The following is a 19,073-nucleotide window of genomic DNA, read 5'->3' as shown; positions in this document are numbered from 1 at the left end:
AGCTTTCCGTGGAAATATTACAGCAATTAAATATCAAGGAAGTCAATCCAGGCGCCTTTAGTGGTCAGGGTTGGCAGAGTAAACTTCATCATCATACTTTATCTTCATTTTGTCCTGCAAACGGAGAAAAACTCGCTGAAATTGCCACATGCACTATGGATGATTATGAGCAGGTTATGCATCGTGCAGAACAAGCGGCTGAGGCCTGGAAAAAAGTCCCCGCGCCCAAGCGAGGTGAAATTATTCGACAAATTGGTCAAGCTTTGAGAGAGCATAAAGACAGTTTAGGCAGTCTGGTTTCACTTGAAATGGGTAAGTCGAAACAGGAAGGTGATGGCGAAGTTCAGGAAATGATTGATATCGCAGACTTTGCAGTGGGGCAATCCAGAATGTTGTATGGAAATTCCATGCATTCAGAGCGTCCAAATCATCGAATGTATGAGCAGTGGCATCCATATGGAATTATTGGAGTAATCTCTGCATTTAACTTTCCCGTTGCCGTTTGGTCCTGGAATGCGTTTTTAGCTGCCATTTGCGGTAATGTTACTGTTTGGAAACCTTCGGCTAAGACACCACTTTGTGCTGTGGCTGTACAACATATATGCAATAACGTTTTGAGGAGCAATAACTGCCCTGAAATCTTCAGCCTGATTATTCCTGAATCGCATGATGTAGTTGAAGCGATGGTGGATGATGCACGAATCCCATTAATTTCCTTTACTGGATCTACTGCTGTAGGGAAAAAGGTTTCAGCTAAAGTTGCGGCACGCCTGGGGAAAACAATTTTAGAACTGGGTGGAAATAACGCAATTATTCTCGATGAATCAGCGGATTTACATTTGGCTATTCCCGCGATTGTGTTTGGTGCAGTGGGAACTGCAGGTCAGCGCTGTACTTCTACGCGACGTCTGTTTGTTCATGAATCTCAGTATCAGAATGTTATCAAGAGATTACAGCATGCGTATGAGCAGATTACTATTGGTGATCCATTGGACAGTCGTAATTTAATGGGACCTTTAATTGATCACGGTGCCGTAGAGCAATTTAAGAATGCAATTTCCAGAATCAAGGAAGCAGGCGGTCAGATTGTTTTTGGTGGTGATGTTATAAATCATGCTGGTTCCTTTGTTCAGCCTACTCTGGTTTGTGATGTTAAAAATCATTGGGATATTGTGCAAGAAGAAACTTTTGCGCCTATTCTTTATGTAATGTCTTATCGCTCTTTAGATGAGGCAATAGCTCTGCAGAATGGTGTTCCTCAGGGACTGTCTTCTGCGTTATTCACCCAGAATCTAAAAAATGCCGAACGGTTCTTAAGTGCTTGCGGCAGTGATTGTGGAATTGCAAATATCAATATTGGTACTTCAGGAGCTGAAATCGGCGGGGCTTTTGGTGGTGAAAAAGAAACTGGTGGGGGTAGAGAATCAGGTTCTGATTCATGGAAAGCGTACATGCGACGTCAAACCAATACCATTAATTGGGGGGATGAACTGCCTTTGGCTCAAGGCATTCGATTTAATTTGTCTTAAGGCGGAAATTCGAAGAGTAGAGCTGAATTATATCTCTGCCGAAATCCCGAGGCTTGCCGGCGGGATCCAGGATTTGGGGTGGTGATTGTGGATTCCGCGGTCAAGCCGCGGAAATTCGAAGGGTTGATCCGAATTACATCTCAGCCGAAATCCCGCGGCTTGACCGCGGGATCTAGGGTTGAGTCTGGTGATTGTGGATTCCGCGGTCAAGCTGCGGTAATTCGTATTGTCAACAGCCCCTGGTTTAGCTAAAAAAATCGGTGATTTTTATTAATTTTATGACCAATCAAGAGGAAACAATAATGCAGGAACCATTTTTCATCAAGAAAGTCGCGGTTCTGGGTGCAGGTGTTATGGGTGCTCAAATAGCTGCGCACTGTGTTAATGCAGGAATAGAAACTTTGTTATTTGATTTGCCAGCTAAGGAGGGGCCAGTTAATGGTTTAATCGACAAGGCAATCGCTAATTTGACTAAGTTAAAACCTGCGCCTCTTGCGTCAGCGCAAACAGCCGCATACCTAAAGGCTCGAAATTATAAGGATAACCTGGCCGATTTGTCTTCATGCGATTTAATTATTGAAGCTATCGCTGAGCGATTGGATTGGAAAGAAGAATTATATAAAAAAATCTCACCTTACCTGTCAGAAAAGACTATCCTGGTAAGCAATACCTCAGGGTTGAGTATTAATTCTTTATGTGATGTATTGCCAGAACAGCATCGACATAATTTCTGTGGGGTTCACTTTTTTAACCCACCTCGATACATGCATCTTGCCGAGCTTATTCCAGCAAGCACCACATCACCAAGATTGTTGGACAATCTGGAAACCTGGTTAACCAGTCATTTAGGCAAAGGAGTGATAAGGGCAAAAGATACTCCCAATTTTATCGCTAACCGCATTGGAGTCTTTTCACTGTTAACAACCTTGCATCACACTATGGCGATGAACATGGGATTAGATGAGGTGGATGCTCTAACAGGTCCTCTATTGGGAAGACCTAAATCTGCAACCTTCCGAACAATGGATGTAGTTGGTTTGGACACCATGCAACATGTTATTCATACCATGCATCATCAGCTTAGAGATGATCCCTGGCATAACAGCTTTCAATTACCTGAGTGGTTGCTGGGCTTGATAAAAGAAGGACATCTTGGGCAAAAGTCAGGCCAGGGGATTTATAGGAAAAATGGCAAAATCATTGAAGTTTATGACATAAAATCAGGCACATATGTTCCTTCCAAATCAGAAGTGAGTGATGAACTGAAAGCAATAATGAAGATTAATGACCCCGTCGAACGAATGCACAATCTGGTCTCTTCATCTGATAAACAAGCTCAGTTTTTAGCGGCTTGCTTTAAGGATTTATTTCATTACTGCGCATACCACCTGGAATCAATTGCTGATAATGTAAGAGACGTTGATTTAGCCATTCGTTGGGGATTTGGCTGGATGCAAGGGCCTTTTGAAACCTGGCAATTAGCTGATTTACGTAAGATGACCGGGTATATAAATCAATCCATTAAATCAAATGCATCGTTAAATAATGTAGCATTACCTGGTTGGCTGGACGCTATTAATTTATTTTATACAGAGGAAGGTGCTTATTCACCGCAACACAATCAGTATCAACCTCGAAGCTCCTTACCTGTTTATCAGCGTCAATATTTCCATGATAGTGTACTAAAAGAATCTCAGCATCCAGTCGATGTTATTTATGAAAATGAAGGCGTGTGTTTGTGGCATCTGAAAGATGATGTAGCGGTAGTTAATTTTAAAAGTAAGGCGAATACCGTAGGCCAATCCGTTCTGGATGGTCTGGAGGAGTCTCTTGAAATTGCCGAGAGACAATGTCAGGGACTCATTATCTATCAGCGTGATGCCTCCAATTTTAGTTCAGGAGCTGATTTACGTGGTGTTTCCATGTTAATTCAGGAAGGCAGATTTCAAGCCCTGGATAATATGATTGCTCAATTTCAGCGTGTAGCCATGCGCTTAAAGTATAGTTCAATTCCTACTATAGCTGCATTGAGGGGCAGGGCTTTAGGTGGTGGCTGTGAATTGATGATGCACTGTGATGCAGTAGTGGCTTCATTTGAATCATACCCAGGTCTGGTTGAGGCTGGCGTTGGAGTAATCCCTGCTGGTGGGGGATGCAAGGAAATGGCATTGCGTGCAGCCAATCATGCCCAGCAAGCAGATTTGTTAACTTTTATTCAACCCTATTATCAACAGATTGCAACTGCACAGGTCGCTGGAAGTGCAGTGGAGGCCATGCAGATGGGGTATTTGCGTCATTCAGATTCTATTGTGATGCATGCAGATGAAGTCTTATTTGCAGCATTGGCTCAAGTCAAAGCCATGCAGGCAGCAAGTTATTTACCTCCGCTCAGTAAACACTTTAAAGTGGCTGGTATTGAAGGTCACGCTCGGTTGCAGGCGGGATTAATCAACTGGTTAGAAGGTGGTTTCATCTCCAAACATGACTATTTTCTTGCAAATGAGCTAGCTAAAGTGATTTGTGGTGGTGATGTAAATCAAGGCACACTGGTCAATGAGGAATGGATTTTGACTTTGGAACGGAAGTCTTTTATCACTCTGGCTGAGACTCCATTAACTCAGGCAAGGATCAGTCATTTGTTAGAGACTGGTAAACCACTGCGCAATTAAGAAGGAGATTTAATAATGACCAATGTTTATATAGTAGATGTATTGCGCACTCCGGTTGGCAAAGCGCCAAGAGGCGTTTTTCGCCACACTTTACCCGATGATTTATTAGCTCACACGATCAGATGTTTAACCCATAAACATCAATCTGTAGATTGGCAGGAAATAGGGGATGTGATAATAGGATGTGCCATGCCTGAAGCCGAGCAGGGTATGAATGTCGCTCGTATCGCTTCATTATTGGCTGATCTGCCTCAATCCACACCTGCGATGACGATTAATCGGTTTTGCTCTTCAGGGGTGCAGAGTATTGCCACTGCGGCAGCATCCATTAATAACGGAGAGATGCATTTAGCTTTGGCTGGTGGTGTTGAAAGTATGTCTATGGTTCCTTTAGGTGGCAATAAATATACAGCAAATCCTGTGATTTTTAAGGATGAGGACATCGCTATCGCATACGGAATGGGTATTACGGCCGAGAATGTTGCAAAACGTTGGGAAATATCACGTGAACAACAAGATGTGTTTGCTGCGGAGAGCCATAAAAAAGCAGTAGCAGCTCAGCAACGAGGTGATTTTGAATCTGAAATTAGTCCTATTGAGATCACCGTGAGACATGCGGATCTTAATACGTCATCTGTGAGCATCAAGAAAAAAATGGTGAGTATGGATGAGGGGCCAAGAGCGGATACTTCCTATGAGGTCATTTCCAAACTAAGACCTGTATTTGCCGCGCGAGGAACTGTAACCGCGGGAAACAGCTCTCAGACTAGCGATGGTGCTGGAATTGCATTGCTTGCAAGTGAAGAGGCATTGAAAAAATACAATCTGAAGCCTATGGGACGACTATTGAGTTTTGCCGTTGCCGGTGTGCCTCCTGAAATTATGGGAATAGGACCTATTAAAGCAATTCCTGTTGCATTAAAACGTGCTGGAATTACTCTGGATCAACTGGATTGGATTGAGCTCAATGAAGCTTTTGCTGCTCAGGCCTTAGCCGTGATCAAGGAACTTGATCTACCTGCAGATAAGGTAAATCCGCTTGGAGGTGCTATTGCTTTAGGACATCCACTGGGTGCTACAGGAGCAGTCAGAACAGCTACATTACTTCATGGTTTAAGAAGAACCAAAGGTCGCTATGGAATGGTTACTATGTGTATAGGTACAGGAATGGGTGCTGCCGCGATATTTGAAGCTTTATAAATATAAGGCTTCTGCATTAGGGTCTGATGACAACTCAAGTTTCGTCGTCCCGCGACTTGTTCGCGGGATCCAATTCAATCTTTATAGGTGCAATATATTCTTGTTTTGCGCAAGATCTATTGATTCCGCGAACAAGTCGCGGAAAGTGGGCTTGAACATAATGAAATGTCAACAGCCCATAGTGTAACTCCTCTATAAATACATAAACTTCGTCATTCTGAACTTTGTTCTGTCTGGATTGCGAGATCCTTATCAAGGCTCAGAGTGACGAAACCAGGAACCATCATCCCGAATAACACAAGGGATATCCTCAACAAGGCACAAGAAATGTCCGATTTCAAGACATTCAGAATGCACGGGTTCCTTGTTTTTTTAACTTTAGGCACTGTGAGCAAAATTTATTTATTGCAAAAAATACGTTATTTCGTGCGTTAACGAATCAGCTCGAATCTTCGTTCAAATGCTGTACGGCTTCACATTGTTCGCAACGACAACTTATTTCAACGAGTTAAAAAATTCTTCAAGGAACCAGGTGTTCTCAGTAATTAACCTTCTAATTTTGTTCAATTACTTGCTTTGTTGGCTCCATATTCTAATCTTTATGTTAAGGGAGTTGAATTGGAGAACTCATGCGAGGGTTTATTCTAGGAATAATGCTGTTGGCAATAAATACAGCATTCGCAGATGAACTTATTGGATTTGCTGCTTATGAAAATGGTGATTATACAACGGCATATCCTCATTTAATGCAGGCAGCCAAAGAAGGGAATGAGGAAGCCATGTATCTGTTAGGACGTATGTATCAGTATGGATATGGCGTTCCCGAAAGCTATGATGAAGCACGAAACTGGTACTTAAAATCTGCTGAAAAAAATAATGCGTTATCACAGTTAAGCCTGGGTTTTTTATATGATACAGGAAAAGGAGTAACCCAGAATTTTACTGAAGCATTTAAATGGTATATGAAAGCTGCGGAACAGGGTAATCCAATCGCGCAAAGAAATATTGGCTTAATGTACGCTACTGGCGATGGGGTTCAAGCTAGTGAAGAAAATGCATTTACCTGGTTCAGAAAAGCTGCAGATCAAGGATATAGCAAGGCACAGGTTAATCTGGGATATCAATACATGACGGGTAAAGGAACCCCTAAAGATGTAAACAAAGCTCTGGAATGGTATCAAAAAGCTGCGGAACAGGGGGATGAGAAAGGGGAGTACAGTCTGGGTCTTTTGTATACTGGCCAGCAAGGTGGTGTCTCTGCAGATGACGCAGCAGCATTTTATTGGTTTTCACAAGCGGCAAACCATGGGCATGTCAATGCACAAACTTATTTGGCATATTATTACTTGAAAGGTTATGGTGTTGACGCCAATCCTCAAAAGGCAGCGTATTGGTATCAGGCTGCAGCTGAAAAAGGACAACCAGAAGCACAGGCACAAATTGGTCAGTTGTTACTCACAGGAACTGGAGTTGATAAAGATTATCAACAGGCCGCCTACTGGTTTGGAAAATCAGCCTCTCAAGGTAATCCCGTCGGACAAGCAAAATTAGGCTATATGTATATGGCTGGATTAGGCGTCGAGAAAAATTTAATAAAAGCCTATGCATGGCTTAAGATTGCTTCAGACAATAAAAATGAAGATGCGCTTAAACAGCTTAAGGCACTTGAAGGGAAACTCACTGAGAAAGACAAAATCGAGGGCGATAAATACATCAAGGAACTTGGTCCTTTAGAAGCTCAAGTGAATTACGATGATTAGAGCTATTGATCATTACTCCCTTAGCCTACGTTCCGCGCTTTTTGCATAGAGTTGCATAAGTAACCTGTTTGCCAGCAAACAGGGTGACGCCTCGATTCTCAGAATCTAGTGCTCATAAAACCTGGTTGCGAGCAACTGTCTCTTGTGCACATCTTCACAAACTAGTCCGGTTCTACTTTATGGATCCCGCGGTCTTCGCCGCGGGATTTCGAAATGCAGCATGTACTCACATAACATGCGAATTTCCGCGGCTGTGACCGCGGAATCCACAAGCCTGTTTGCTCGCAAACAGGATCATGGTTTCTCAAGTTTCGAAATCGAAGCTTAGAGTTTGTGCATAAAATCCTGGCTGCGAGCAACTGAATCTTATACACATCTTTACAAACCAGTCCGGTTCTACTTTATGGATCCGGCGGTCTTCGCCGCGGGATTTCGAAATGCAGCATGTACTCACATAACCTTCGAATTTCCGCGGCTGTGACCGCGGAATCCACAAGCCTGTTTGCTCGCAAACAGGATCATGGTTTCTCAAGTTTCGAAATCGAAGCTTAGAGTTTGTGCATAAAATCCTGGCTGCGAGCAACTGAATCTTATACACATCTTTACAAACCAGTCCGGTTCTACTTTATGGATCCCGCGGTTTTCGCCGCGGGATTTCGAAATGCAGCATGTACTCACATAACATGCGAATTTCCGCGGCTGTGACCGCGGAATCCCCTGTTTTAGCTCAGCTATCCTGGTTCTGCGATCAAATCCGCTGGTCTTGGGCAAGATGTGATCAATAGACACTTGCGAGCAACCAGGCTACTTCATACCAAGATATAGTTGATTCATCCAGCGATCGTAGCAACTGTCTTTAATTAAAAATCAAGACTGTTGCTGCTCTTAAAAAGCGAGGATCGTTCAGACATCTAGTTTAAAAATAATTAAAGCTTTGTCTTAGAATGCTTGCAGATACAGTACCTTTTTTGTCCTTATCACGTTGAATTAAAGTGTAAATAATTAATTTAAAATCATCACTTTTCGCAAAAGCAACGCTGAGAAAATATTTGCTTTCTATAGTTACTTGATTCTTGGGCAGATCAATTTTTTTAATTAATTCATCAATTTCTTTAACATCTTTAATTCCCGCTTCACCCCTGGCCATGATTAATTCATTCGTCTGAGCTTCACTAAGCCCATTACCCAGAGACATCAATATGCTTTTGGGCGCGGTGTTAATATTAATGGGGGTCGTTTCTGGTAATACGGTAATATAGGGCTCCAAAGCTAAATAGAGAGAAGCTGATACATCCTTAATCAGACGAAACTCTGAACGACTTTTCATCAGTTGATGGCCAGGATTGTAGGGTGGATTTTGCGCGTGGTAGTAGGAAGTAAAAATGTCTTTACCACGAGACAGATCATAATTTAGCAGCCAATTCTTTAATGCCTTTGTCAAATTGATTTTATCCATCTGATTTGCTTTGGAATCAACAGTACCAATGAGATTAATGAACGGTAAGGTAAACTTTTTTTCTATTAGATTATTCAAATTAAATCGAGCCTGTAAGTCATAAAGTCCGCCTGATAAAGTGACTTGATGATATAGAGAAGCTCTGTTTTTAGGGAATTCATCCACCATCCCTTGTTCATTTGCTTTGTTAAATGTATTTTTTTTATTATTTAGTTCGCTTAGCGACCAGAATGTCACTGCTTGAGAAGCAAGATAGAGCTTATCATGGATGATCATTAGACGAGTTCTGTATATATCCAGTTGTAATCGCGTACTCATTGCTGTAGCAACAATTGCAACCAGTGTCATAATAAATAAAGCCGTAAGAAGGGCACCTCCTCGGGCTGTATTACTTGGGTGCATAAAGAGCTCCAGGTATGATAAACAATAAGTTCAATTTACCCCAATCATTTAGTACTAAATTAATTTGGATCGCTTTGGGTAGCGGCTCTTTGCGTTGGTTTTGAGCAAGCGCTTGCTCGCGCCATTCGGACAAGACCTGCAGGTTTTGATTTAAGTAATTGAAATAACAATCGTTTAAATTGTTGACTAATACTTTATCCAAATGCATGTTTCTGTTTACTGGATCAAGGCTGGACCAGGTTCGGCGGATGAGCTTATCGTCCTCACAAACCAGTGCAATGCGTTTTAGAGTGCTGCGTTTTTCACTACTTTTGGGATTAGCAACCCCATCGCGAGTCAATTCCAGATATCGTTCCTGGCCAACAAATCCAGGAAACAAACGCATTTCATTTCCTCTTATAGGACGCTCGATGGTTTGTGTTGTATCTTGTTGAATGATGCTGATTGCTAGTTGAAGTGAATTCAAACGATCAGCCTGTTCATTGACTCGAGTTCGGGCATTAAAGGAGTAATACAGGACGGAGGATGTAATTGATGCTAAAATGGCAAATACGGTTAGAGCAATTAAAATTTCAATCAAGGTAAAGCCTCTGTTTCTCTTCATGGCAGATACCTGAATGCAACCAATTCTTCTCTGAAAGGCCCTGTTTGTTTAGGACTTACTGAAATGGTGATTTGTTGTACTTTGTTGAATGGAGTAGTACTGATTTTTGCTCTCCAATACCACTGTTGGCCTAACATTGTTGTTGCCTGTGTTGATTCTTGACTTTGATTTGTCTGTATTAAATTTAATTGAATCATTGAAACACCTTGCATCGCAATCCAATGACTGATGGATTTTTCTTTAATTCGGTTGGTGTTTTCAATATTTTGAGCAGTTGCTTTTAATAGAGCAGTTAAGGCTATAGCAATGATTGCGAGGGCGAGCAATACTTCAATTAATGTAAATCCAGAAATACAACGTTCTAATTTAGGTTTAGATGTCATTTGGATTTGGCCGAGCTAAAAGATAGGGTGCCATTCGGTGTAGCGCTCAGTGTGGTAATCATTTCTTCTTTAATGGTGCTGAATACCATAGTAAAAGGAGTAATGTCTCCGGAAGAGTGTAGTATAATGGCGGGTACTCCCTGGACAGGCTTGTTTCCCGTTTTAAGTGTTATAACTGTGTTTTTTGGGAAGTAATTAATTTTGAAAATTCCTTTATTTGATACTGCGCTCCATTCAGTAGCGTCCTGAAGCTTTAGAATTTGATAGCTGGAACTATCGATTCGAAGCCCCATGGTACTGCTTTCCAATATTGCTTGCTGCTGAGCAAGACGTATCGTGTTTGCTAATTGTTCCGCTGCAAACTGGATACGCTTGCTTTCGCCAAAGTCACCATAAGCGATGAGGGCAAAACCTACAGTAATGCCTAAAATCACGATGACTATCAAAATCTCAATTAAGGTAAATCCTCGATTAGTGGTCATCCCAGTTACCAATCTCCGCATTGATACCTGTACCTCCAGGTTGTCCCTCTGCACCAAGTGTAAATACATCGACTTCTCCATGTTGTCCTGGATTCAAGTACAGATAATCTCTACCCCATGGATCTTTAGGCACTGACTTAAGGTATTGTTTCCAGTTCGTAGGAGAAGGATTACTGGAGGGTTTTTCAACAAGGGCACTTAATCCCTGGTCAGTGGTTGGATAAGAACCATTATCCAGTTTATATAAATCCAGTGCATTTTGAATAGCCAGTACGTCCTGTTTTGCTTTTACTTTTCGTGCTTCATCAGGTCGTCCCATAATTTTGGGAACAACAATTGAAGCAAGAATGCCTAAAATCACTACAACGACCATAATTTCAATCAAAGAAAAGCCTTTTTGCCTGTTCATCATAGTTCCTCTTAAAATCAAATGTACCAGTATAACATGCTTCTGCTGACCTGATGAATAGATCATGAATCTCGATCAGGTCACCAGTTGTTCCATAGAAAATATAGGTAATAACGTTGCTAAAACAATAAATAATACGACGGCACCCATAAACAAAATTACCAAAGGCTCTAACAAAGTTAATGAGGTATCAATAAGCCGTTTTACTTCATTATCCAGATGAGACGCAGCTCGTTCCATCATGTTTGAAAGCTGTCCACTTTTTTCTCCGCTGGCAATCAAATGAATGGCCATTGGACTGATGTAATGAGTTTCTTTTAGTGCTTCGCTAATTCCGCTGCCTTCCCTGACTCGAAGTGTGGCAGTATCAAATGATTGCCGCATTACCACATTGGTTACCAGACTTGCAGAGACACGCATGGTTTCCAGCACACTAACTCCGGCAGCAAACAAAATGCCAAAGGTATGAATATAACGTGCAACGTTAATAGTTTTTACAAGATAAGAAATAATGGGTAACTTCAGCAACAGTCGATGCCAGGCAGTTTTGACTTTAATATTGCTCAGACTTTTTTTGAAGCCTGCAAACAGGATTATTAAAGCCACTAAAGTATAGAGACCATAAGATTTAATGTAGTCACTAATGCGAATTAAAACCTCTGTCATTCCGGGCAGGGTTTGGCCGCTGCTGGTAAACACCTCGATTATTTTGGGTACAACAAAAGTGAGAAGAAAACTGATTATTGCAGTAGAAACGAGAATCATTAAGATAGGGTATATGAGAGCCTGCTGTACTTTTTGTCTGGTTTGCTGTTGGTTTTCAGTGTAATCCGCCAATTTTTCCAAAACCAAATCAAGACGCCCGGTTTGTTCGCCTGAACCGACTGTTGCACGATACAGCTCAGGAAAAGCATTGGGGTAATAGGACATCGCCTGAGCCAATCCATACCCTTCAAGAACCTTGGCACGAATACCTATTATGATTTCTCTTACTTTATCTTTTTCAGTTTGTTCGCTGACGCCTCGTAATGATTCTTCTACAGGAATCCCTGCTGCAAGCAATGTCGCTAATTGTCGGGTGAGAAGTGAGAGATCGGCAGCGGAAATTTTACCTTTGGTATTTCCTGTACGTTGCTGTGCCAAAGCATGTACCTGGGTTGGGATTAAACCTTGTTCTCTTAATAATTGGCGTGCGTGACGCTCTGAATCGGCTTCGATGACGCCTTTGTTAGCACTGCCATTTTTTTTTAGCGCTTGATATTGGTACGCGCCCATATTAACTTTGATAAAGTAGAAAACTATAGAGTGTAATCTATTGGGATTAATAAGTCACTTAAGGTAAACTACAATCGGACTATCCTGGAGACTAAAAGATGAGTAAAAATGTAGTACTTACAGCAATTAAGGAACATGATGCAAAATTTATTGATCTGAGATTTACTGATATACGGGGTAAAGAGCAACACATCACCTTACCTGTTTCAGCAATAGATGATGATTTTATCGAAAATGGAAAAATGATTGATGGCTCGTCCTTTGATGGATGGCAGAAGATTCACCAATCTGACTTGGCTCTGATGCCTGATTTAGATTCAATTAAGCTCGATCCCTTTTTCCAGGATAATACTTTATTTATACGATGCAACGTTGTCGATCCTCAGACTATGCTGGGTTATGATCGTTGCCCTCGTTCCATAGCTCAACGCGCTGAAGCGTATTTGCAATCTACCGGACTTGCTGATGTAGTGAATTTTGGTCCAGAGCCTGAGTTTTTCCTCTTCGACAATGTTCGCTGGGAAACCAACATCAGTGGTTCTTTTTATTTTATTGACTCTGATGAAGCTCACTGGAACTCCGGAAAAGAAATGGAAGGCGGTAATATTGGACACAGACCTGCTCTAAAGGGTGGTTATTTTCCTGTTCCCCCAGTTGATTCTTCTCAAGATATTCGTTCGGCAATTTGTTTGACTTTAGAATCTTTAGGTACCGTTGTTGAAGCACATCATCATGAAGTGGCCACTGCAAACCAGTGTGAAGTCGCAACACGCTTTAATACTTTGACCCAAAAGGCAGACGAAATACAAATTTTAAAATACGTAATTCATAACGTAGCTCATAATTATGGCAAGACGGCTACGTTCATGCCTAAGCCTTTAGTGGGCGATAACGGTAGTGGTATGCACTGTCACCAATCTTTAAGTAAAGATGGTGTTAATTTGTTTTCTGGTGACCAATATGCTGGTTTATCTGACACTGCGCTCTACTACATTGGTGGTATTATTAAACATGCTCGTGCATTAAATGCGTTTACCAATCCTTCAACAAATAGTTATAAACGTTTGGTTCCAGGATTTGAAGCCCCGGTCTTATTGGCGTATTCTGCCAGAAACCGTTCAGCAGCAATTCGCATACCTCATGTCAATAATCCCAAGGCGCGCCGTATTGAAGTACGTTTCCCTGATCCAACAGCAAATCCTTATCTGGCATTCTCTGCTATGATGATGGCGGGTCTTGATGGCATCCAGAAGAAAATTCATCCTGGTCAACCTATGGATAAAGATCTTTATGATTTGCCGCCTGAAGAGCTTGTTGATGTTCCAACAGTATGCTCATCTCTGGAGCAGGCGATGGAGCACCTGGAAGCAGATTATGAGTTTTTATTACATGGCGATGTGTTCAGCAGAGATTTTATCAACAACTACATTACCATGAAGAAAAAAGAAATTACTAAAATCAGAAGTTTAACTCATCCTTATGAATTTGAGCTATATTATAGTCTATAAGGAATGTATTAATGAAAAAACTACTTCTGGCTGTTTCTTGTATGGTATTGATTTGCGCTTCCCATGCGCAAATTTATAAATGGACTGACAGTCAGGGTGTAGTGCATTTTAGTGATAGACCTCATCCAGGTTCTGAGCAATTAAAAATACCTGATGCTCAAAGCTATACACCACCTGTGAAGTCATCAGGTGGTGATACTCAAAATCAAGACAAAAACGATACATCCACATTAGAAGAACATAAATATACTAAAATAGGGATCATACAACCTCTTAATGAGGCAACCATTCGCAACAACCAAGGTTATGTCGTTGTCGCTGTTGAATTAGAACCCACTCTGGCGCAGGGTGATAGTGTGCAGATCATTTTTGATGGCGCTCCCATGGGAGAACCTCAACAGAACCTTCTGTTTCAATTAAATGGAATCTATAGAGGGAAGCATACCATAGCGGTTCAAGTGATAAACTCTGAGGGTGAGGTGCTTCTAACTAGTGACAGCATTACCATTTTTATGCACAGACCTCGAGTTGGTATGGTTCAGGGAATGAAGAAAACTCATTTCAATCCTCTGGCACAGCAAAGTAATTAAGAAATGGTATCTGCATCGTTTGTAGCGTTAATTCGTTAAATCTTCGCGTTAAGTTTATTTCCATCTTGGCGTTTGTTTTAAATACTGATAGATTACCTGTCGATTTAATTGCTACCCATAGGTATCCATTTCATGTTTACTCTCTTGTCACCTGCAAAAAAATTATTGCCTGTCTCCAAACCTTATATTAATGACACAACAGAGCCTGTGTTAATCAAAAATGCCCTAAAACTGGCTAAAATTATGCAAACTAAATCTGTTGAGGATATTGCTCAATTAATGGATTTATCCAGGGATCTCGCTGTTTTGAATTATGATCGGTATCAACAGTTTCACTTTAAAGACGTTTCTGTCTTGCAATCTTATCCTGCGATTTATTTATTTCAGGGGGATGTATACCAAGGGCTCCAGGCCAATACCTGGATGAATGAAGACATTGACTATGCACAATCTCATTTGGGAATTCTATCTGGTCTTTATGGACTTTTAAGACCCCTGGATAGAATTCAACCCTACAGACTTGAAATGGGGGTTCGCCTGGAAAATCCTAAAGGCAATAATCTCTATGAGTTTTGGCGTGAGCCGATTACCAAGGCATTAAACGAAGAACTAGCCTCTCAAGCGAATCCTGTTCTTATTAATCTGGCATCCACTGAATATTTTAAAGCAGTAGATATCAAAAATATTAAATACCCCATTGTCACAATAAATTTTTATGAACGTAAGAATAACGTAACAAAAATGATTGGTATTTATGCTAAAAAAGCACGAGGGCTGATGGCGAAATACCTGATGCAGAATAAAGTAGATACTTTAGAACAGATTAAGAATTTTTCTGATTCAGGATACCGATTTAATGAGCAATCTTCTTCAGAACATCATTTGGATTTCATTAGGGACTGTTGAAGTTTCATTCTTTTCAGGCCAGCTTTCCTGTGCTTTGTTTGCGAAATCGAGAGATCTGGCGCAAACCAAGAGCATATTGTGTCTATCAAGATTGAATTGGATCCCGCGAACATGTCGCGGGACGTCGAAACCTGAATTGTCAACAGTTAAGCCTGGTTGCTCGCAACTGTCTCTTGATCACATCTTGCCCACGACCAGCGGATTTGATCGCAGAACCAGGATGGCTGTGCTAAAACACGGGATCCCGCGGTCACAGCCGCGGGAATTCGCATGATATGTGAGTACATTCTGTATTTCGAAATCCCGCGGCGAAGACCGCGGGATCCATAATGTAAAACCGGACTGGTTTGTGAAGATGTGCATAAGATTCAGTTGCTCGCAACCAGGATTTTATGCACCAACTACAAGCTTCGATTTAGACGCTTGAGAACCCATGATCCTGTTTGCGAGCAAACAGGCTACAGTGAGTGGATCCTTCGAATATGTCGCTGGATGTCGAAGCGTGAATGGTTAATACAGTCTCACTCTGGTAGTTAAGAGGAATTTATGTGGAATTTAGAAAGCCGAATTCATCGATTAAACCATTTTCCAGATAATGGGGTAGTGTGTTATGCCAAACGTGATGATGAATTAGGATGTGGTATCAGCGGGTCAAAAATTCGCAAATACTCCAGCTTAATGCCTTATTTAATTAATAAAGGGATTAAGCATTTGATCATTATCGCAGGTCCTCAGTCTAATAATTTGCTTTCAGCGCTTCAATTAGCTCGAGAACACCAATTGAAAGTTACCGCATTTTTAATTAAACCCAGAAATGCGGAGATCCAGGGTAATTTTAAATTAAGTCGTTTATTTCTTGAGGAGCAGGAAATTATCTGGGTGACTCGGGAGGATTGGCCACACGTTCAAGATTTTGCTAATCATTACTTGAATGAACTTAAGGAACCTGGATTTGTATTGACCGAGGGGGCCAGTGTTCCAGAAGCCATGGTTGGTGCGTTGAGTATTGCTGCAGATATAATTCATAATGAGCAATCATTCGGCGTTATCTTTCAACATGTTTTTGTAGATGCAGGTACGGGGTTTTCAGCTGCGGCTTTAATTAAAGGCATGGCCGAACGAAACCATCAGGCATCGATACATGTGCTTTTATTAGCGGATGACGAGCACACATTTAGATTGAAACTGAAGAATTGGATAGGAGAAGTACCTCCTCAAGTGTATTGTTTTTATCCGCAAACAGCGAAATCATTTGGCTCTGTAAATCAGGCGATTAAACATGAAATCAGACGATTGGCTCGAGAAGAGGGAATACTGGCTGATCCCATCTATTCTGCAAAATTATTTCATTCAGCGAGAACGTATATCAAGAATAAGAACTTGAAAGGTAATGTTTTAATTATTCATTCTGGTGGCATTTTAACGATGGCTGGATTTGAGTTGTAGTGCTTTGAATGATTTAGATTGCCTTTCTTCCTTCGGGAGAAGGAGATTCTTACAAAACTTGAAAAGAAACAGGGAGCATTTTGCCAAGAAAGACTCAAGGCTAATTGGAAGTTCAATTGTTGGTCATCTTACATTTTGATATCAACTTCACAGGATTCAGAGTGATAAAATTTCCAAATATACTGAGTAGGTTCTACATCCATGCCTCAATTTTTTGTATTTAAAATCACAATAATTCCTCTTCACCCCCTTGAAATTTAATAATATACCCTTATATGAATCTCATTGTTTCGTTAATGAGTAACAGGAGATCGGATAATGGTTAGTAAACAACAAACAATGGGATTTCAAACTGAAGTAAAGCAAATGCTGCATTTGGTAGTCCATTCATTATACAGCAACAAAGAAATTTTCCTCAGAGAGTTAATATCCAATTCCTCTGATGCATTGGATAAATTACGCTTTCTAGCTCTTTCTGACAGCACCTTGTTTGAAAATGATTCCGATTTAAAAATTACAATTCAGGTTAATGAAAAACTTAAAACCATTACGATCAGCGATAATGGAATCGGTATGAGCTGGGATGAGGCTGTTGAGAACTTGGGTACTATAGCCAAATCCGGTACTAAAGAATTTATGAGTCAGTTAACTGGTGAGCAATCTAAAGACTCTCAATTAATTGGTCAATTTGGAGTGGGCTTTTACTCCGCATTTATAGTGGCCGATAAGGTAACCGTTAAAAGCAGACGTGCTGGCATGAAGCCTGAAGAAGGGATTGTCTGGGAGTCAACTGGTGATGGTGAGTTTACCATTGGCTATGAAAAGAAAGCATCTCGTGGGACAGAAATAACCCTTCATGTGAAAGATGAGAATGATGAGTTTCTTAGTAATTGGAGAATTCGTAGCATAATCAGTAAGTATTCTGATCATATTTGCTGGCCTATAGAGATGAAAAAAATCTCCGATGAAGACAATGAATCCAAAGAGTCCAAAGAATCCAGCGAATTTGAAACGGTAAATAAAGCAACTGCATTATGGACTATGCAAAAGTCGGACATTAGTGATGAAGAGTATAAAACGCTCTACAAGCACATTTCACACGATTATATGGATCCCCTTTCCTGGTCTCATAACCATGTAGAAGGGAAGCATGAATACATTACATTGCTTTATATACCAAGTCATGCCCCTTATGATTTATGGCAACATGAAGTAAAGCATGGATTAAAACTGTACGTTAAACGTGTTTTTATAATGGATGATGCAACCCAGTTTTTACCCAGATATTTACGATTTGTTAAAGGTATTGTAGATGCCAGTGATTTACCTCTTAATGTATCTCGAGAAATCTTACAGGATAATAAACAGGTTGAAAGCATTCGTGCCGCATGTACCAAACGTATTTTATCCATGTTAGAAAAAATGAGTGCAAACGATAAAGAAACCTACCAAAAATTTTGGGATGAATTTGGCTTGGTACTTAAAGAGGGACCGGTAGAAGATTTTTCTAATAAGGAAGCAATTTCCAAGTTATTGCGTTTTGCTACAACAACGAGCGGATCCGAGAAGCAAGATGTCTCTTTAGAAGAGTACGTAAGCAGGATGAAGGAAGGCCAGGATAAAATCTATTATATTACCGCATCCAGTTATAATGCTGCGAAAAATAGTCCTCACCTCGAAATATTCAAGAAGAAGGGCATCGAAGTACTGTTGTTAAGTGATAAAATCGATGAGTGGCTTGTAGGGTACATGAATGAGTTTGCAGGGAAAAAACTGCAATCCATATCCAAGGGTAAAGTTGAATTCAATGATGATGAATCAGCCGAACAGATTAAAGAACAGGAAAAAACTTTAGAGCCAGTAATAAAACACATCAAAACCATTTTGAATGAGCGTGTAAAAGATGTATTAATTACCAATCGATTAACTGACTCTCCTGCATGCATTATTGCGGATGAACAGGATATGGGCTTGGAAATGCAACGGATTTTGCAGGCGGCAGGTCAGCAAGTTCCGGTCAGCAAACCTATTTTCGAAATTAATCCAGAGCATGCCCTGATTAAACGTCTGCATGATATTCAGGATGACAGCCAATTTGAATTATGGGTGACCATGCTGTTTGAACAGGCTGTTTTAGCTGAAGGCGGTCAATTGGATAATCCTGCTGATTTCGTCAATAGAGTGAATAAGCTTCTGGTTTCCTCGTAAGGACTTTCAGCCATTTTTATATAACCTCTTGTGGGGCTGCATGTACGAAAAGAGCCTCACATTCTTACCTCTCATCCTGGCGAAAGCGGGGACTTCCAATTAGCCTTAAATTTTTCGTCAAGAACAACTTAAGGCTAATTGGAAGAGCGGGGATGCACTTGAAAAAAATTATCTTTCAGAGCTTATTGGCACAATTCATGTCTATTTTGAATGTTGAGGTATGGCACTGACATCAGTGTTGTATTT

At 40.8% G+C, this 19,073-nt stretch carries 15 protein-coding genes; 9 read left to right on the top strand and 6 right to left on the bottom strand.

Translation table 11 applies throughout. From position 1 onward, the window contains the following. The first annotated feature begins 8 nt into the window (after positions 1 to 8). The 4 genes from ELY21_RS03970 to ELY21_RS03955 all read left to right on the top strand — a co-directional run bounded on the left by ELY21_RS03970 (position 9) and on the right by ELY21_RS03955 (position 7,158). Positions 9 to 1,529, top strand: a complete 1,521-nt coding sequence (locus ELY21_RS03970; protein ID WP_127107093.1) for an aldehyde dehydrogenase family protein — start codon at positions 9 to 11, stop codon at positions 1,527 to 1,529. A 302-nt stretch (positions 1,530 to 1,831) separates the two neighbouring features. After that, a complete protein-coding gene (locus tag ELY21_RS03965; protein ID WP_127107091.1) occupies positions 1,832 to 4,198 on the top strand; it encodes a 3-hydroxyacyl-CoA dehydrogenase/enoyl-CoA hydratase family protein in 2,367 nt (788 codons plus the stop codon). 15 nt (positions 4,199 to 4,213) lie between these two features. Next, positions 4,214 to 5,398 carry an acetyl-CoA C-acyltransferase gene (locus ELY21_RS03960; RefSeq protein ID WP_127107089.1) on the top strand — a complete coding sequence of 395 codons (1,185 nt, stop codon included), beginning with the start codon at positions 4,214 to 4,216 and terminating at the stop codon, positions 5,396 to 5,398. Between the two features lie 629 nt (positions 5,399 to 6,027). Next, on the top strand, positions 6,028 to 7,158 hold the full coding sequence (locus ELY21_RS03955; RefSeq protein WP_028384467.1) for a tetratricopeptide repeat protein: 1,131 nt from the start codon (positions 6,028 to 6,030) through the stop codon (positions 7,156 to 7,158). Between the two features lie 916 nt (positions 7,159 to 8,074). Here ELY21_RS03955 and gspK read toward each other — a convergent pair. The 6 genes from gspK to lspF all read right to left on the bottom strand — a co-directional run bounded on the left by gspK (position 8,075) and on the right by lspF (position 12,169). Continuing rightward, positions 8,075 to 9,016: a type II secretion system minor pseudopilin GspK gene (gene gspK, locus ELY21_RS03950; RefSeq protein WP_127107087.1), complete on the bottom strand. Its 942-nt coding sequence runs from the start codon at positions 9,014 to 9,016 to the stop codon at positions 8,075 to 8,077. Continuing rightward, positions 9,003 to 9,620: a GspJ family T2SS minor pseudopilin variant LspJ gene (lspJ, locus tag ELY21_RS03945; RefSeq protein ID WP_127107085.1), complete on the bottom strand. Its 618-nt coding sequence runs from the start codon at positions 9,618 to 9,620 to the stop codon at positions 9,003 to 9,005. The genes gspK and lspJ overlap by 14 nt, the downstream gene beginning before the upstream one ends. After that, positions 9,617 to 10,003 carry a GspI family T2SS minor pseudopilin variant LspI gene (gene lspI / locus ELY21_RS03940; protein ID WP_127107083.1) on the bottom strand — a complete coding sequence of 129 codons (387 nt, stop codon included), beginning with the start codon at positions 10,001 to 10,003 and terminating at the stop codon, positions 9,617 to 9,619. The genes lspJ and lspI overlap by 4 nt, the downstream gene beginning before the upstream one ends. Beyond that, positions 10,000 to 10,485, bottom strand: a complete 486-nt coding sequence (gene gspH, locus ELY21_RS03935) for a type II secretion system minor pseudopilin GspH (RefSeq protein WP_127107081.1) — start codon at positions 10,483 to 10,485, stop codon at positions 10,000 to 10,002. Before gspH ends, lspI begins: the two co-directional genes overlap by 4 nt. Beyond that, entirely contained in the window at positions 10,475 to 10,894 is a 420-nt protein-coding gene (gene lspG, locus ELY21_RS03930) for a GspG family T2SS major pseudopilin variant LspG (RefSeq protein ID WP_028384472.1), read from the bottom strand. Before lspG ends, gspH begins: the two co-directional genes overlap by 11 nt. Before the next feature lie 75 nt (positions 10,895 to 10,969). Then, positions 10,970 to 12,169, bottom strand: coding sequence for a GspF family T2SS innner membrane protein variant LspF (gene lspF / locus ELY21_RS03925; RefSeq protein WP_127107079.1), 1,200 nt, complete (start codon positions 12,167 to 12,169; stop codon positions 10,970 to 10,972). A 98-nt stretch (positions 12,170 to 12,267) separates the two neighbouring features. Between lspF and glnA the strand changes: the two genes are divergently transcribed. From glnA to htpG, 5 genes are all read left to right on the top strand, one after another. Beyond that, positions 12,268 to 13,677, top strand: a complete 1,410-nt coding sequence (gene glnA / locus ELY21_RS03920; protein ID WP_127107077.1) for a glutamate--ammonia ligase — start codon at positions 12,268 to 12,270, stop codon at positions 13,675 to 13,677. A gap of 11 nt (positions 13,678 to 13,688) precedes the next feature. Beyond that, complete coding sequence (locus ELY21_RS03915; RefSeq protein ID WP_127107075.1) at positions 13,689 to 14,267, top strand: DUF4124 domain-containing protein; 579 nt, start codon at positions 13,689 to 13,691, stop codon at positions 14,265 to 14,267. Positions 14,268 to 14,399: 132 nt separating this feature from the next. Continuing rightward, positions 14,400 to 15,173, top strand: coding sequence for a peroxide stress protein YaaA (gene yaaA, locus ELY21_RS03910; protein ID WP_127107073.1), 774 nt, complete (start codon positions 14,400 to 14,402; stop codon positions 15,171 to 15,173). A gap of 546 nt (positions 15,174 to 15,719) precedes the next feature. Continuing rightward, positions 15,720 to 16,619 carry a pyridoxal-phosphate dependent enzyme gene (locus ELY21_RS03905; protein ID WP_127107071.1) on the top strand — a complete coding sequence of 300 codons (900 nt, stop codon included), beginning with the start codon at positions 15,720 to 15,722 and terminating at the stop codon, positions 16,617 to 16,619. A gap of 318 nt (positions 16,620 to 16,937) precedes the next feature. After that, positions 16,938 to 18,827 (top strand): molecular chaperone HtpG, encoded by a 1,890-nt coding sequence (gene htpG, locus ELY21_RS03900; protein WP_127107069.1) that lies wholly within the window; start codon positions 16,938 to 16,940, stop codon positions 18,825 to 18,827. The last annotated feature ends 246 nt before the right edge of the window (positions 18,828 to 19,073 follow it).

This window comes from Legionella sp. km535, from assembly GCF_003990085.1.
Lineage (GTDB): Bacteria > Pseudomonadota > Gammaproteobacteria > Legionellales > Legionellaceae > Legionella > Legionella moravica.
This window is presented reverse-complemented; position numbering and strand designations above follow the sequence as displayed.